Raw genomic sequence first — 16,335 nt, 5'->3', positions numbered from 1 at the left:
CGGTTGTACGGGCTGGCCTCATCGCTGGCAAGCCAGCTCCTACAGGGGTAATGGGTGTACGCAGAATCCGTGACCAACGCGTAACCTGTAGGAGCTGGCTTGCCAGCGATGGCGGCGGACTGCCAACTTCACAACCCTGGCCTGGCCCCAAGGCACGCGTGTTTCAACCCTTGATTGTCTTGCGGCAACGAAAATGTAGCGGTCAGTGGTTTCCCGCCTGTTTTCGCCGGGGCCAACGCAAGTTTCAGCGGTTGACCCCGCGAAGCATCACTCAGCCAATACTCCAGCTCTGGCGCTGGCATGTCCGTACTGATCGAAAACATGTTACCCACCTGGAAAGCCCCGCCAGCGGTCCAGCTGCCGGAAACCCGATGCTCTACGCTGGGACGTGTTCCCGTGGTGATCTGCAGGGGCCCATCGGCGGTTGCATCGGGACCTTCAAAGGGATCGCTGTCAAAACCCAGGGATGCCGGTGCGATCTGCAGGGTCAAGCGGGCTGTTTGGGAACAACTGATCTGCAACGTGGCATTGACGCGATAATCCCCATAGGCACCGTCCCCGAAGGTCCGTGCGGTGAGCAGGGCATTCTCGGCGAAGGGTTGTTCCAGCAACCACACCGGATGCGCCGGTTGGATCACCTCGATCCCGGCCGCGGCGAAGGGTGACAGGCACAGGGCAGCCAATGCGGTATTGCGAAGTGAGCAAATCATGAAGGTGTATTAAATGGCGAGGCGGACGGTGAGGGTAATACGCAATCTGATGTAGGAGCCAGGCTTGCCTGCGAAGAACGATTACACGATGTGGCAGCCAAACCGCCTCTTGCTGTACAGTCGTTCAACGATGGACAAACCAGGAGCGTCGCCCATGAACCAGGAAGCCCGTTTTTCTCGCATGGAACCGGAGTTGCGCAAAGCCAACCTGATCGAGGCGACGCTGGTGTGCCTCAAGCGCCATGGCTTCCAGGGCGCGTCGATCCGCAAGATTTCCGCCGAGGCGGGTGTGTCGGTGGGGCTGATCAGCCATCACTATTCGGGCAAGGACGAACTGGTGGCCGAGGCCTACATGGCGATCACCGGGCGCGTCATGACCCTGCTGCGCGATGCCATGGAGCAAGCGGCCCCCAATGCCCGCGAGCGCCTGTCGGCGTTTTTCCGCGGTTCGTTCTCCGCCGAATTGCTCGACCCGCAGCTGATTGACGCCTGGCTCGCCTTCTGGGGCGCGGTGAAAACCGCCGAGGCGATCAATCAGGCCCACGATCATTCCTATGGCGAGTACCGCGCGATCCTGGGCAAGGTGCTCAGGGAATTGGCGCAGGAGGAGGGCTGGGAGAATTTCGATGCCGATCTGGCCGCGATCAGCCTCAGCGCACTGCTCGATGGCCTGTGGCTGGAGTCCGGGCTCAACCCCGGGACCTTTACCCCCGAGCAGGGCATGCAGATTTGCGAGGCCTGGGTCGATGGTTTGCAGGCCGGCGGCCGCCAGCGTTTTTGCGTGCAGACGAGCAGCTGTTGATCACCCGTTCAGCAGTGGCTACTCTCTGCCGCTGATGCAGTCCCCCTAATAAGAAACAAGCAGGACACCCAGCAATGACTCCTCGGGTACTGATCGTCGATGACGATCCGCTGATTCGCGAACTGTTGCACGCCTACCTGTCCCAGGAAGGCTACGACGTGCATTGCGCCGCCACGGCGGAACTGGCCGAAACCTTCCTGGCCAGCCAGGCCGTCGACCTGGTCATGCTCGATATCCGCCTGCCGGGCAAGGACGGCCTGACCCTGACCCGCGAACTGCGGGTGCGCTCGGAAGTCGGGATCATCCTGATCACCGGTCGCAACGACGAAATTGACCGCATCGTCGGCCTCGAATGCGGCGCTGACGACTACGTGATCAAGCCCCTCAACCCGCGGGAACTGGTGTCCCGGGCAAAAAACCTGATTCGCCGGGTCCGCCATGCGCAAACGCCACAGCCGGTCGCCGCCGTCGCCAAACCGGTCAAGCAGTTCGCCGGCTGGGCACTGGACACCGACCGCCGACGCCTGATCGACCCGGCCGGCTGCGAGACCTTGCTGACCCACGGCGAATACCAGTTGCTCAGCGTGTTCTTGCGCAACAGCGGCCACACCCTCAGCCGCGACCAGTTGATGGACCAGATCCGCAACCGAGAATGGGTGCCCAACGACCGCTCGATCGACGTGCTGGTCGGGCGCCTGCGCCGCAAGTTGCACGACGATCCCGCCGAACCGCAGCTGATCATCACCATCCACGGCGCCGGGTACCTGTTCACTGCCAGCCTGGCGGCGTGACGGCAGTGAGGCGCTGGCTCTGGGTAGTGCTGGTGTTGTCGGCGGGCACGGTGCAGGCCGCGGAAAAAATCCGCTACTGCGATTACCCGGTGTATCCGCCGATTTCCTGGAGCGACGGCAAGCAGGTCCGCGGCCTGGCGCCGAGCGTGGTCAAGCAGTTGTTCGGCCAACTCGGCTACGAGGTCGAGGTCGTGGTGTTGGGCAACTGGAAGCGCTGCCTGCTGGACGCCGCCGAAGGCCGGGTCGATGTGGTGCTGGCCTACAGCACCGCGCAACGGGAACAGAGCATGCTGTTTTCCAGCGTACCGGTGCTGCGCGAAGAAGTGGCGTTGTTCATCAATCGCCAGCATCCGGTGAAGTTCGAACACCTGCAGGACCTGGCCCATTACCGTGGCGGCCTGCTGTTCGGTGAAAGCTACGGCTTGGCGTTCGATCGCATGGTCGCGCAGCACAACAACATCGAATGGGTCGCCAGCAGCCGGCAGAACTTCGGCAAGCTGATTCGCGGGCGCATCGATTTCATCACCCAGGAGCGCCGCACCGGCGAGCTGTACGTGGAAAACCTGCCCGGCGCCGAGGATATCGTCGCCTTGCCCAAGGCCCTGAGCGTGGACTACCTGCGGGTCGCCGTTTCCCGCCGCTCGCCACTGGCCGCACAGATGCCGCAGATCGATGCGCAGTTGCAGCGCATGGTCGATGCCGGTGATGTCGAGCGCCTGCTCAATGAAAGCGAAGTCACCTACCGCGACATGATCAATCTGCCGGCAGACGCGCAATGATTCGCGCGCGTCCGGGCGGACTGTTGCGGCGCCTGCTGCTGTTCATTCTGCTGTTCAGCCTGTGTTTTACCGTGCTGGCCAGCAGCGTGCAGCTGTACATCGAGTATCGCCGGGAAATGCGCGAGATCGACTCGCGCATGGAGCTGATCCGCGCCGGTTACCTGGCCAGCCTGGAGCGCAGCCTCTGGGATCTGGACGAGGAGCAGTTGAAGGTGCAGTTGCGCGGTCTGGTGGATTTCTCCGACGTCGCCAGGGTGCATTTGACCGGTGCCGATTTCGACCTGGTGCAAGGCAACCCCGCGCCTGCAGGGCCGTTGCGTATCGAGCGTTTTGCCCTGGATTACCAACCGCCTTCCGGCCCGTTGCGTCATCTCGGCGAACTGCAGGTCAGCACCGATTTGGGGGCGGTGTATCAACGCCTGTACGCCACCGGCCTGACCAACCTGTTGTGGATGGCGGTGTTTTTCTGCGGCCTGTCGGTGGCGCTGTCGGGCCTGTTCTATCGGCTGGTGACCCGCCACCTGAAAGTCATGGCCGAATTTGCCCGGCGCATTGCCGCCGGGCAATGGCACGAGCCGTTGCGCCTGGACAAGCGGCGCAGCGCGCAGAACGACGAGATCGACACCGTGGCCCATGCCCTCGACGACATGCGCAGGGCTATCCTCAGTGACATCGACCGCCGGGAAACCGACCGCCTGGCCCTGCAGGACAACCGCGATGAATTGCTACGAATGGTCGAGCGCCGCACCGCCAGCCTGATGCGCGCCAAGGACGAAGCCGAAGCGGCCAACCTCGCCAAGTCGCGGTTCCTGGCGACCATGAGCCACGAACTGCGCACGCCGCTCAACGGCATCCTGGGCATGGCCGAATTATTGCGTGGTGCCCGTCTCGAACCGCAGGACGGCAAGCGCCTGGATGCGCTGCACAAGGCTGGCGAGGGGCTGCTGACCATCCTCAACGAAGTGCTGTATTTCGCCAAGCTGGAGGAGGGGACCAGCCTGCCTGAACCGGTGAATTTCTCCATTCGCCAATTGCTCGACGAAGTCCTCACGCTGCTCGAACCCAAGGCGCTGGACAACGACACGGTCCTCAATTGCCGGGTCGATCAACGGGTCGCCGAACATCACCACGGCGCCGAGCAATACTTGCGGCAAGTGTTGAGCAACCTGTTGGCCAACGCGATCAAGTTCACTGAAGGCGGCGACGTCAGTGTCGAAGTGGCGTTGCTTGCGCCCGGACAACGCCTGCGGGTGAGTGTCACGGACAACGGCATTGGCATTGCCCCGGCGATGCAGGCGAAGATCTTCGAACGCTTCACCCAGGCCAGCGAAGAAGTCGCCCAGCGTTATGGGGGTACTGGATTGGGCCTGGCCATCTGTAAACATCTGGTTGAAAAGATCGGCGGCAACATCGGCGTCAGCAGCGAAGTCGGGCGCGGCAGTTGTTTCTGGTTCGAAGTGACGCTGCAGCCGGCGATCGCTGCTGTGAGTCCGGCGCCGACTCAGTTGGCGGGCCCGGCGCTGGACATCCTGGTGGTCGAGGACGTGGCGCTCAACCGCGAAGTCGCCGAGGGCCTGCTGCGACGGGACGGGCATCGAGTCTGGCTGGCTATCGATGCTGAACAGGCTTTGGTGCAATGCGCGGCGCGGACGTTCGACCTGATTTTGCTGGATGTGCACCTGCCGGGGATGAGTGGCGTCCAGTTGTGCCAACAGATCCGTAGCGACGACGGACCGAACCGGCAAACACGTATCTTTGCCCTGACCGCCAGCGTGCAACCGGCGCTGGTGCGCGGTTACCTGGATGCCGGCATGGATGGCATCCTGGCCAAACCCTTGAAGCTGGAAAACCTGCGACAGGTGCTGGCGGGGCAGGCCACTCCCGCCCCGTCGCCGGTAGACGATGAAGCGATGGACTGGCCCTTGCTGCAAACCCATCGCACCTTGCTCGGCGAACAGAAAGTACAGGGCCTGCTGGCCGTGCTGCGCGATTCGATCCTGCAACACCGTGAGGCACTGGGCGAAGCCATCGAAGCCGACGATTGCACCGAAGTTGCACAGCTTGCCCACCGTTTGGCCGGCAGCAGCGATTCCCTGGGGTTTCGGGCATTTGCCTCGGTATTACGCACATTGGAAGAGGCGGCGCTGGGCAATGATGAACCGACGATTCGAGCGCTGGTGCCCGCCGTCGAAGTACAACTGCAACGTTCACTGCATACCCTCAAAGGCCTGTTGCAGAGTTGACGTACATTTTTGTTACGACTTTCTACAACTTCGATCTTTACGTACAACGCGACCTTACATGGCTTTCCAATAATCGACGCAACCGCCGCAGCGCGGTCTTCGAAGCTTATTGGAGATAATAATAATGAATTGCCGTAAAGCTCCTTCCTCCCTGCGCCGTGACGAGCTGTCATGCGCTGTCCGTACCACCGACTCGAGGTGCCGGGCATGAGCGAATCCACTGATCGTAAAGGCATCCAACTGACCCGTGCCCTGAAAAGCCGGCACATTTTCATGCTGTCCCTGGGCGGCGTGATCGGCACCGGGCTGTTCATGGGTTCCGGGGTGACCATCAACCAGGGCGGGCCGGTGGGAGCGATCCTGGCGTACCTGGTTGCCGGTTTCCTGATGTACCTGGTGATGGTCTGCCTGGGCGAACTGTCGGTGCAGATGCCGGTGTCCGGTTCGTTCCAGACCCACGCCACCAAATTCATCGGCCCGGCCACCGGCTTCATGATTGGCTGGGTGTACTGGATGAGCTGGGCCACCACCGTTGGCCTGGAGTTCACCGCTGCCGGGATGCTGATGACCCGCTGGTTCCCGGCGGTGCCGATCTGGTACTGGTCGGCGCTGTTCGTGGTGGTGCTGTTCGGTATCAATGCCCTGGCGACCCGTGCCTTCGGTGAAGCGGAATACTGGTTCTCCGGGATCAAGGTCGCGGCGATTCTCGGGTTCATCGTGGTCGGCGTGCTGGTGATCTTCGGTGTGATGCCGCTGAGCAGTGGCGCACCGGCGCCGATGGCAACCAATCTGATCGGCGATTCGCTGTTCCCCAACGGCCTGTCTGCGGTGTTCGCGGTGATGATGACCGTGGTCTACGCCTTCCAGGGCTGCGAGATCATGGGTGTGGCGGCGGGTGAAACCGATCAGCCGGAAAAAAGCATTCCCCGTGCAGTGCGCAACGTGGTGTTCCGTGTACTGATCTTTTACGTGCTGGCTATTATCGTCTTGTCGGCGATCGTGCCGTGGCAGCAGGCGGGGCTGATGGAAAGCCCATTCGTGCAGGTGTTCGACATGGTCGGCATTCCCTACGCCGCCGACCTGATGAACTTCGTGATCCTCACGGCGATCCTGTCGGTGGGCAACTCCGGCCTGTATGCCTCGACGCGCATCCTGTGGGCCATGTCGAAAACCGGCATGGCGCCGAAAAGTCTTTCGCCACTAAGCAAGCGCGGCGTGCCGTTGCGCGCCTTGAGCATCACCCTGTGCTTTGCGCTGGTGTCGCTGATGACCAGTTTCGTCGCCGCCGACACCTTGTTCATGGTGCTGATGGCGGTGAGCGGGATGTCGGGCACCGTGACCTGGATTGTCATCGCACTGGCGCAGTACAAGTTCCGCAAGGCCTACCTGCGTGACGGCGGCCAACTCAGCGACCTGAAGTACCGCGCACCGTGGTTCCCGGTATTGCCGCTGATGTGCATCACGCTGTGCTGCTCGCTGTTCGTGTTCCTGGCACTGGATGAAACCCAGCGACCGTCGCTGTATTGGGGCTTTGGATTCATTGCGCTGTGTTATGGCGCGTACTTCCTGATCCATCGCAAGCGCGGGGCGGTGCTGGCGCCGAGCCTGCCGAGCGTTTAACCCGTTAACCCTGTGGGAGCGAGCTTGCTCGCGATGGCGGCATCAAGTTCAACATCATTGTTGACTGATCCACCGCTATCGCGCCCAAGCTCGCTCCCACCGTTGTCTTGAATCGATCGGCCATTGATCGGAACTGTCAGATCTGACAGTAGCCAGCCCGAGACCTCCGTTCCCTAATGAGGCGCAACTCGCAACTCGCAACTCGCAGCTCTGCGATTTGCGTTTCCCATCAGCCAGGAAGGAGCTTCTCCCATGTCCAGCAATTTGATCCTTAATGGAGACTTTGAAACCGGAGACTTTCAGCATTGGACTGTGACCGAGTCCGATGGAAAAGCAAGGGTGGTGCACTACAACGGTAGTCAAAAAGCCGAAATCAGGTTGGGCTTGAGGCAGACAGTCATGCTCGACACCGGCCGTTTCCCAACCGGTCCAGTGGCATTCAAGCTGTTGTTTCAGGCATCTGTGCCACAACTGCAACCTCAGAAGGCGCCACGGAATCAGCAAGCTGGCCCCTCCATTTTTTGCACGCTATTTGGATGGGGCCCCTCTTCACCGTTTCCTTACATAGTCCCCGTCCCCTTTTTTTTGGACAGCCCGCAAACAATATATGAGTACAAGCACACCATGAAGCCAGGTGTAGAGGAGGTGCAGTTGATCATTGCATTTCCATCTTCAACAGGTCCCGCAGCAGTGGGACCGATTTACCTCGACAAAGTGACATACACAGAGTCTGCGGCGAATTAACCCGCGGGCGAATCATTTTTGTGGGAGCAGGTTTTGCTCCCACAGTTGTTTAGGGGTGGTCGGAAAATCGGCGGTTTACCGCCTGTCACCAGTTGTTCGAAGTTGTAACAACCACTTCGATCAATCCTCTCGTTTTTTAAAAAAATCTAATTAAATCAACTAGCTAGCGCGATTATTCGTTTGTTACAGCCCATTTCCCTGCCGATTGCCGCCTTACTGAACACTCGTTTAGTATGGCCTCAAGTCGCATCACCTCAGACCAATCACAATAATTCGAGGACTCGCATGACTACTCATGATTCGCTGCTCAGTCAGGTCGAAGCCGGCGTCGCCTGGATCACCCTCAATCGCACCGCCCAGCGCAATGCGCTGGACATTCCGACCTTGAAAAACCTGCACGCCTTGCTCGACACCTTCAACGCCGATCCGGCGGTGCGCGTGGTGGTCTTGACCGGCAGCGGTCGCAGCTTCTGCGCCGGCGCCGACCTGGCGGAATGGGCCGAAGCCGAAGCCCGTGGCGCCCTGGAAACCTACGGCTGGACCGAAACCGCCCACGCCCTGATGACCCGCCTGCACAGCCTGGAAAAACCGACCATCGCCGCCATCAACGGCACCGCCGTCGGCGCGGGGATGGACCTGACCCTGTGCTGCGACCTGCGCATTGCCGGGCAATCGGCACGCTTCAAGGCCGGCTACACCAGCATGGCGTACTCGCCCGACGCCGGCGCCAGTTGGCACCTGCCACGGCTGATCGGCACCGAACAAGCCAAGCGACTGCTGTTCCTCGACGAGTTGTGGGGTGCCGACCGCGCCCTGGCCGCCGGGCTGGTCGGTGAAGTCTGCGCCGACGAGCAGCTGAAGAGCGTCGCCGGCGAACTCGCCGCACGCCTGGCCGCCGGGCCGACCTTTGCTTTCGCCCAGACCAAACTGCTCATGCGCGAAGGCGCCGAGCGCAGCTTGCCCGCGCAACTGCAAGCGGAACTGGCCGCCGGCCTGCTTTGTGGGCGCAGTGAAGACGGCAACGAAGCCCTGCGCGCCGCCACGGAAAAACGCCCGGCACGTTTTATCGGTCGCTAAATCTCGGCAAACCTCTCATTGCACACGAACAACAGGTAGCAGCATGAATTTCCAACTGACCCAAGAACAAGAAATGTTGGTGGACTCGGTACGCAGCTTCGTCGAGAAGGAACTGCTGCCCTATGAAACCGAGGTCGACCGCGCCGACGAAGTCTCCCCGCAGCTGGCGGCGCAGATCCGCGGCAAGGCGATCGCTGCCGGTTTCTATGCCTTCAACATGCCGGAGGAGGTGGGCGGTGGTGGCCTGGACTACCTGTCCCAGGCACTGATCGAACGTGAGCTTTCCAAGGTTTCCTGGGCGCTGCACGTTTTCGTTGCGCGGCCGTCGAAAATCCTCATGGCCTGCACCGGCGAGCAGATCAACGACTACCTGTTGCCGTGTATCCAGGGCGAGAAAATCGACTGCTTCGCGCTGACCGAACCGGGCGCCGGCTCCGACGCCAACGCGATCAAGACCCGCGCTGTGCGTGAGGGCGACGACTTCGTGCTCAACGGCAGCAAGCACTTCATCAGCCACGCCGGCCACGCCGATTTCGCCATTGTCTTCGCCGTCACCGACACCTACGAACACAACGGCCGCAAGCGCAACGCCGTGACCTCGTTCCTGGTCGACCGCAACACCCCGGGCATGACCATCCGCCGGGGTCCCAAGTGCGTGAGCAACCGCGGTTACCACACCTTCGAGATGTTCTTCGACGACTGCCGCGTGCCGGCCAATAAAGTGCTGGGCGAAGTCGGCAAGGGTTGGGACGTGGCCAACGCCTGGCTCACCGCCGGCCGGGTCATGGTCGCCGCCAACTGCGTGGGCCAGGCGCAACGGGCGCTGGACGTGTCGCTGCAATGGGCGGCGGATCGCAAACAGTTCGGCCAGGCCATCGGCAACTTCCAGGGCGTGTCGTTCAAGCTGGCCGACATGGCCACGCAGATTCGTGCTGCCGAGCTGCTGACCCTGCACACCGCCTGGAAAATGGACCAGGGCACCATGACCGACGGCGAGGCCGGCATGGCCAAGCTGTTCGCCAGCGAAGTGCTCGGTCGCGCGGCCGACGAGGCGGTGCAGATTTTTGGCGGCATGGGCCTGATGGACGAAAGTCCGGTGGAACGCATCTGGCGTAACGCGCGGATCGAGCGGGTCTGGGAAGGCACCTCGGAAATCCAGCGGCACATCATTTCCCGCGAACTGCTGCGGCCGCTGCTGCGCTGATCGGCCCGGAGAATTCCCATGTCCCAGACCATTCGTGACAACCTCAAGCGCATGCTCGCGCCCCGCCATGTGGCCTTTGTCGGCGGCCGCAGCATGGCCCGCGCGCTCAAACGCTGCGCCGAGGGCGGCTACCCAGGACAGATGTGGCTGGTCAACCCGCAGCACGACAGCCTCGAAGGCGTGCCGTGCGTGCGCAGCGTTGCCGACCTGCCGTGCGGGCCCGACGCGGTGTTCATTGCGACCAACCGTGACCTGACCTTGACCTGCGTCGCGGAGCTTGCCGCCATCGGCACCGGCGGCGCGATCTGCTACGCCTCGGGTTTCGCCGAGACCGGCGCCGAAGGCCAGGCCCTGCAACAGCAATTGCTCGAAGCCGCGGGCGACATGGCCTTGCTCGGCCCCAACTGCTACGGCCTGCTCGACTACCTGCACAGCAGCGCGCTGTGGCCGGTGGCCCATGGCGGCAAAGCGGTGGAGAAGGGCGTGGCGGTGCTGACCCAGAGCGGCAACTTCGCCTACAACCTGTCCATGAGCGACCGCTCGCTGCCGGTGGCCTACATGGCCTCGGTGGGCAACCAGGCGCAACTGGGCGTGGCCGAACTGATGGACGTGCTGCTCGACGAGCCGCGTGTCACCGCCATCGGCCTGCACCTGGAAGGCCTGAAGAACGTCCCGGGATTCGCCCGCGCCGCGCACAAGGCGCTGGAGAAAGGTATTCCGATCATTGCGCTGAAAACCGGCGTGTCGCAGATCGGCGCTGAACTGGCCCTCAGTCACACCAGTTCGCTGTCCGGTTCCGATGCGTTGTACGACGCGCTGTTCGATCGCCTCGGGGTGATTCGCGTCAGCGGCCCGGTGAGCTTCGTCGAAACCCTGAAAGCGGCGGCCTGCGGCAACCTGCCGGCGGGTAACAGCCTGATCGCGCTGGCCTGTTCCGGTGGCGATGCTGGTTTGATTGCCGACTACGCGGAACGCAATGAACTGGCTTTGCCCAAGCTCGATGCCGGGCAAGTCGGCGAACTGGCCGAGGTCCTGCCCAGCTACGCCAACCTGGTCAACCCGCTGGATTTCACCACGGCGATCTGGGGCGACGGCGAGGCGCTGAACCGCATGCTCGACAGCGCCCTGCGCACCGAAGCCGATGCGGCGATGCTGGTGCTCGACTATCCGGCGGAGTTTACCGGCGAGCGCAAGGAGTGCGACCTGCTGCTGGACCTGTACTGCAAGGCGCTGGTGCGGCATGGCAAAACCGGATTCGTCACCTCGGCATTCCCGGAACTGTTGCCGGCCCACGCCCGCGAGCAGCTGCATGCCCAAGGTGTGGCGGCATTGCAAGGCGTGGAAGACGGCTTGGCTGCCTGGGGCCGCATCGCCGGTTATCAGCGCAACCGCCAGGCGTTGCTGGCGCTCGGCGAATCGGCCCTGGTGCCGCTGTGTCCGCAGGCGCTGGAAGGCGAAGGCCATCTGCTCAATGAGTGGGACTCGAAACAGGCGTTGCGTGCGTTCGGTCTACCAACTCCCAATGGTGTATTGAGCAACCCGGACAACGCGCTGAACGATGCCCAGGCACTGGGTTATCCGCTGGTATTGAAAGCCGTGAGTGCACAGTTACCGCACAAAACCGAAGCCGGTGCCGTGGCCCTGAACCTCAAGGACAGCGCCGCCCTGAGCGCTGCCCTGGACAACATGCGGGCGAACATTGCCGCGTACGCGCCGGGCGTGCCCTTCGATCAAGTGCTGCTGGAGCCGATGGCCAAGCCACCGCTGGCCGAACTGATCGTCGGCATCAAGCGCGAAAACGATTTTGGCCTGGCGCTGGTGATTGGCGCGGGCGGGATTCTGGTGGAGTTGCTCAAGGACAGTCGCAGCCTGTTGCTGCCGACCACCGACGGCGCGATTCGCCAGGCCTTGCTGAGCCTGCGCAGCGCCCCGTTGCTGCAAGGTTTTCGCGGGCGCGAAGTGGCGGACCTGGACGCACAGGTGGCGGCGATCCGCGCCGTGGCCGACTACGCCTGCGAAAACGCCGCGCAGTTGCTGGAACTCGATGTGAACCCATTGTTGGTCGGCGCCCATGGCACGACCGCGGTCGATGCGTTGATTCGCATCGCTCATGCGTGAGGACCTGAACATGCAAGACAAAACCTTGACCGGTGGCCAGGCGCTGGTGCGTCTGCTGGCCAACTACGGTGTCGATACCGTGTTCGGCATTCCCGGCGTGCACACCCTTGAGCTTTATCGCGGCCTGCCCGGTAGCGGCATTCGCCACGTGCTGACCCGCCATGAACAGGGCGCCAGTTTCATGGCCGACGGCTATGCGCGCGTTAGCGGCAAGCCGGGTGTCTGCTTCGTCATCACCGGCCCCGGCGTGACCAACGCCGCCACCGGTATCGGCCAGGCCTATGCCGACTCGATTCCGATGCTGGTGATTTCCAGCGTCAACCACACCGCCAGCCTCGGCAAGGGCTGGGGCATCCTGCACGAGTGCCAGGACCAGCGCGCCATGACCGCGCCGATCACCGCGTTCTCCGCCGTCGCCTTGACCGCCGAAGACCTGCCGCAATTGATCGCCCGTGCCTATGCGGTGTTCGACAGCGAGCGTCCACGGCCGGTGCATATTTCGGTGCCGCTGGACGTGTTGTCGGCACCCGTGGCGCGAGACTGGAGCAATGACGTGGTGCGTCGTCCGGGGCGTGGCCCGGCGTCCGCCACTGCACTGGATCAAGCCGTGGCCAAGCTCAACGGCGCAAAACGTCCGATGATCATCGCCGGTGGTGGTGCCTTGAATGCGGCGAAAGAACTGAATGAACTCAGCACTCGACTGGCCGCGCCGCTGTTCACCAGCGTTGCCGGCAAGGGCCTGTTGCCACCCGACGCGTCGCTCAATGCCGGTTCGTCCCTGTGCGTAGAGCCGGGCTGGAACTTGATCGCCGAAGCCGACGTGGTGCTGGCGGTCGGCACCGAAATGGCCGATACCGATTACTGGCGCGAGCGCCTGCCGCTCAACGCTGAACTCCTGCGTGTGGATATCGATCCGCGCAAATTCAACGATTTCTACCCCTGTACGGTGGCGTTGCAGGGTGATGCCCAACAAACCCTCAGCGGTTTGCTGGAGCGTCTGCCAAACGATGTACGGGATGCCAGCGCAGCGGTTGCCTCGGTCGCCGCATTGCATGAAGCGGTCAAGGCCAGCCATGGCTCGTTGCAGTCGATTCATCAAGCCATCCTTGATCGCATCGCTGCCGAACTGCCGCAAGACGCCTTCATCAGTACCGACATGACCCAGCTGGCCTACACCGGCAACTACGCCTTCGTCAGCCAGGCCACCCGCAGCTGGTTGCACCCGACCGGTTACGGCACCTTGGGCTACGGCTTGCCGGCCGGTATCGGCGCCAAGTTCGGTGCACCGCAACGGCCAGGCCTGGTGCTGGTGGGCGATGGCGGTTTCCTCTACACCGCGCAGGAACTGGCCACCGCGGTCGAGGAGCTGGATAGCCCGCTGGTGGTGCTGCTGTGGAACAACGACGCCCTGGGGCAGATCCGCGACGACATGCTTGGCCTGGACATCGAGCCGATCGGCGTACTGCCGCGCAATCCGGATTTCGCCGCCCTTGGCCGCGCCTTCGGTTGCACCGTGACCCAGCCGCAGAACCTCGCCGAACTGCAAACCGACCTGCGCCTGGGCTTCAAGCGCAACGGCGTCACCCTGATCGAACTCAAGCACGCCTGCGTTCGCTGACGTTCAACTTTTTAGAGGGAGTAGGGCCATGCGCTTTTCCGATCTGACGCAACGAATCGCCGGTGACGGCGCCGCCGCCTGGGATATTCACTACCGCGCGCTGGCGTTGCGCGAGCAGGGCGAAGACATCCTGCTGCTGTCCGTGGGCGACCCGGATTTCGACACGCCACAACCCATCGTCCAGGGGGCGATCGATAGCCTGCTGGCCGGCAACACCCATTACGCTGATGTACGCGGCAAGCGCGCTTTGCGCGAAGCCATCGCCCGGCGTCATCAAAAGCGCAGCGGCCAGGCCGTTTCGGCCGATGAGGTCACGGTGCTGGCCGGGGCGCAATGCGCGTTGTTCTGCGTCGCCCAATGCGTGCTCAATCCCGGCGATGAAGTGATAGTCGCCGAGCCGATGTACGTCACTTACGAAGCAGTGTTCGGCGCATGCGGCGCCAAGGTCGTGCCGGTGCCGGTGCGTCCCGAGAACGGTTTCCGGGTACTGCCGGAAGACGTCGCCGCCCGCATCACCCCGCGTACCCGTGCACTGGCGCTGAACAGTCCGCACAACCCGTCGGGCGCGAGCCTGCCGCGCAGCACCTGGCAAGCCTTGGCGGAACTGTGCATCGCCCACGACCTGTGGCTGATTTCCGATGAGGTCTACAGCGAGCTGCTGTTCGAGGGCGAACACGTCAGCCCGGCGAGCCTGCCGGGCATGGCCGAGCGCACCGCGACCCTCAACAGCCTGTCGAAGTCCCACGCCATGACCGGTTGGCGCGTCGGTTGGGTGGTGGCGTCGCCGTCCCTGACCGCGCACCTGGAAAACCTCGCGCTGTGCATGCTCTACGGCTCGCCCGACTTCGTTCAGGACGCTGCCGTCGTAGCGCTGGAAAGCAACTTGCCGGAACTGGACGCCATGCGCGAAGCCTATCGCCAGCGCCGCGACCTGGTGTGTGAATCCCTGGCCGATTGCCCGGGCGTACGTGCCCTGAAGCCCGACGGCGGGATGTTCGTGATGGTCGATATCCGCGAAACCGGGCTCAGCGCCCAGGCATTTGCCGACCGTCTGCTCGATCGCCACGGTGTTTCGGTACTGGCCGGTGAAGCCTTCGGCCCGAGTGCGGCCGGGCACATTCGCCTCGGCCTGGTGGTCGGCGCCGGTCCGCTGCGCGATGCCTGTCAGCGCATCGCCCGTTGTGCCCATGAACTGATGGAGGCTCAGCTGCATGCTTAACCACAAGGCACTGTTTATCGATGGCCGCTGGATTACCCCTTCGGGCCAGGGCATCGCCGAGGTGATCAACCCGGCCACCGAAGAAGTCGCCGGCAGCGTGCCCCTTGGCGACGAACGCGATGTCGACAAAGCCGTGGCCGCCGCACGCAAGGCCTTTGGTCCATGGTCGCGCACGCCGTCGAGCGTGCGTGCCGGCTACATCCGCGCGCTGGCCGAACAACTGCGCGCCCGCGCCGATGAAATGGCCGCGGTGATCACCACTGAGCTGGGCATGCCGGTGCAATGGTGCCGCTCGGTGCAGGTGGACGGGCCGATCGTTGGCCTGGAGCAGTACGTCGAACTCGCCGGCCTGATGGACGAAGTGCGCGAAGTCGGCAACTCGCTGGTGATTCGCGAGGCGGTGGGCGTCTGCGCGTTCATCAATCCGTGGAATTACCCGCTGCACCAGTTGATCGGCAAACTCGCGCCGGCCCTGGCCGCCGGGTGCACGGTGGTGGTCAAGCCGAGTCAGGAAACGCCGCTGCACGCCTTCCTGCTGGCGCAGATGATCGAGGCCATCGGCCTGCCGGCCGGGGTGTTCAACCTGGTCAGCGGGCCCGGTTCGAAAGTTGGCGAAGCGTTGGCCAAACACCCCGGTGTGGACATGGTTTCGTTCACCGGCTCCACCGGCGCCGGGGTGCGGGTCGCGCAAGCGGCGGCGCCTTCGGTCAAGCGGGTGTGTCTGGAACTGGGCGGCAAGTCGCCGCTGCTGATCGCCGAGGACGCCGACCTGGCTGCCGCCGTGCGTTATGGCGTGCAGGACGTGATGATCAACTCCGGCCAGACCTGCACGGCGCTGACGCGCATGCTGCTGCCGGCCAGTCGGTATGCCGAGGCCGTCGAACTGGCGTTGGCAGAAACCTTGAGCCTGCGCATGGGCGATCCCCTCGACCCGCAAAGTTTCCTCGGCCCGATGTGTTCGGCCGGCCAGCGCCGTACCGTGCTCGATTACATCAAGGTCGGCCAACAGGAAGGCGCGCGGCTGCTGTGCGGCGGCGACTCGTCCGCGGCGTTCGAACGGGGTTATTACGTCAGCCCGACGCTGTTCGCCGATGTCGACAACCGCATGCGCATCGCCCAGGAAGAGATCTTCGGCCCGGTACTGTGCCTGATCCCCTATGCCGATGAGGTGCAGGCGATCCAGCTCGCCAACGACTCGCCGTTCGGCCTGTCCAGCGGCGTCTGGGCCGGCAGTGCCGAACGAGCCCTGCAATTGGGCCGGCAACTGCGGGCGGGCCAGTGCTTTGTCAATGGCGCGGCATTCAATTACCAGGCGCCTTTCGGCGGCTACAAACAATCCGGTAACGGACGTGAATGGGGGGAAGAGGGGCTCAACGAATTCGTCGAAGTGAAGGCGATCCAGGTGTGACT

The 16,335-nt window shown here is 63.1% G+C and carries 13 protein-coding genes; 12 read left to right on the top strand and 1 reads right to left on the bottom strand.

The genetic code is table 11. The annotated features are described in order from the left end of the window. Positions 1-128: 128 nt before the first annotated feature. Positions 129-710: a hypothetical protein gene (locus SOP85_RS10165; protein WP_323626860.1), complete on the bottom strand. Its 582-nt coding sequence runs from the start codon at positions 708-710 to the stop codon at positions 129-131. A gap of 154 nt (positions 711-864) precedes the next feature. Between SOP85_RS10165 and SOP85_RS10160 the strand changes: the two genes are divergently transcribed. The 12 genes from SOP85_RS10160 (at position 865) to SOP85_RS10105 (ending at position 16,333) form a co-directional block, all read left to right on the top strand. Further along, the gene (locus SOP85_RS10160) at positions 865-1,512 is read left to right on the top strand and encodes a TetR family transcriptional regulator C-terminal domain-containing protein (RefSeq protein WP_274075752.1); all 648 of its coding nucleotides are present in this window, start codon (positions 865-867) and stop codon (positions 1,510-1,512) included. Between the two features lie 74 nt (positions 1,513-1,586). Further along, a complete protein-coding gene (locus SOP85_RS10155) occupies positions 1,587-2,303 on the top strand; it encodes a response regulator (RefSeq protein WP_323626859.1) in 717 nt (238 codons plus the stop codon). Positions 2,304-2,308: 5 nt separating this feature from the next. After that, entirely contained in the window at positions 2,309-3,082 is a 774-nt protein-coding gene (locus SOP85_RS10150; protein WP_323626857.1) for a substrate-binding periplasmic protein, read from the top strand. Continuing rightward, entirely contained in the window at positions 3,079-5,325 is a 2,247-nt protein-coding gene (locus tag SOP85_RS10145; protein ID WP_323626856.1) for an ATP-binding protein, read from the top strand. The genes SOP85_RS10150 and SOP85_RS10145 overlap by 4 nt, the downstream gene beginning before the upstream one ends. A 207-nt stretch (positions 5,326-5,532) precedes the next feature. After that, positions 5,533-6,945: an amino acid permease gene (locus SOP85_RS10140; protein ID WP_323626855.1), complete on the top strand. Its 1,413-nt coding sequence runs from the start codon at positions 5,533-5,535 to the stop codon at positions 6,943-6,945. Between the two features lie 252 nt (positions 6,946-7,197). After that, a complete protein-coding gene (locus SOP85_RS10135) occupies positions 7,198-7,689 on the top strand; it encodes a hypothetical protein (RefSeq protein ID WP_323626854.1) in 492 nt (163 codons plus the stop codon). 285 nt (positions 7,690-7,974) lie between these two features. Continuing rightward, positions 7,975-8,766, top strand: coding sequence for an enoyl-CoA hydratase/isomerase family protein (locus tag SOP85_RS10130; protein WP_323626853.1), 792 nt, complete (start codon positions 7,975-7,977; stop codon positions 8,764-8,766). Between the two features lie 43 nt (positions 8,767-8,809). Beyond that, entirely contained in the window at positions 8,810-9,970 is a 1,161-nt protein-coding gene (locus SOP85_RS10125) for an acyl-CoA dehydrogenase family protein (RefSeq protein ID WP_274075746.1), read from the top strand. Positions 9,971-9,988: 18 nt separating this feature from the next. Further along, positions 9,989-12,088, top strand: coding sequence for an acetate--CoA ligase family protein (locus SOP85_RS10120; protein WP_323626852.1), 2,100 nt, complete (start codon positions 9,989-9,991; stop codon positions 12,086-12,088). A gap of 10 nt (positions 12,089-12,098) precedes the next feature. Then, the gene (locus SOP85_RS10115; RefSeq protein WP_323626851.1) at positions 12,099-13,706 is read left to right on the top strand and encodes a 5-guanidino-2-oxopentanoate decarboxylase; all 1,608 of its coding nucleotides are present in this window, start codon (positions 12,099-12,101) and stop codon (positions 13,704-13,706) included. A gap of 28 nt (positions 13,707-13,734) precedes the next feature. Continuing rightward, positions 13,735-14,925: a pyridoxal phosphate-dependent aminotransferase gene (locus SOP85_RS10110; RefSeq protein WP_323626849.1), complete on the top strand. Its 1,191-nt coding sequence runs from the start codon at positions 13,735-13,737 to the stop codon at positions 14,923-14,925. After that, the gene (locus SOP85_RS10105) at positions 14,918-16,333 is read left to right on the top strand and encodes an aldehyde dehydrogenase family protein (RefSeq protein ID WP_323626848.1); all 1,416 of its coding nucleotides are present in this window, start codon (positions 14,918-14,920) and stop codon (positions 16,331-16,333) included. The genes SOP85_RS10110 and SOP85_RS10105 overlap by 8 nt, the downstream gene beginning before the upstream one ends. Positions 16,334-16,335: the final 2 nt, after the last annotated feature.

The sequence above is a fragment of the Pseudomonas sp. YuFO20 genome (genome assembly GCF_035064975.1).
GTDB classification, from domain to species: Bacteria; Pseudomonadota; Gammaproteobacteria; order Pseudomonadales; family Pseudomonadaceae; genus Aquipseudomonas; species Aquipseudomonas putida_AE.
The sequence above is the reverse complement of the archived record's forward strand: the minus strand, read 5'-3'. Positions and strand labels throughout refer to the sequence as shown.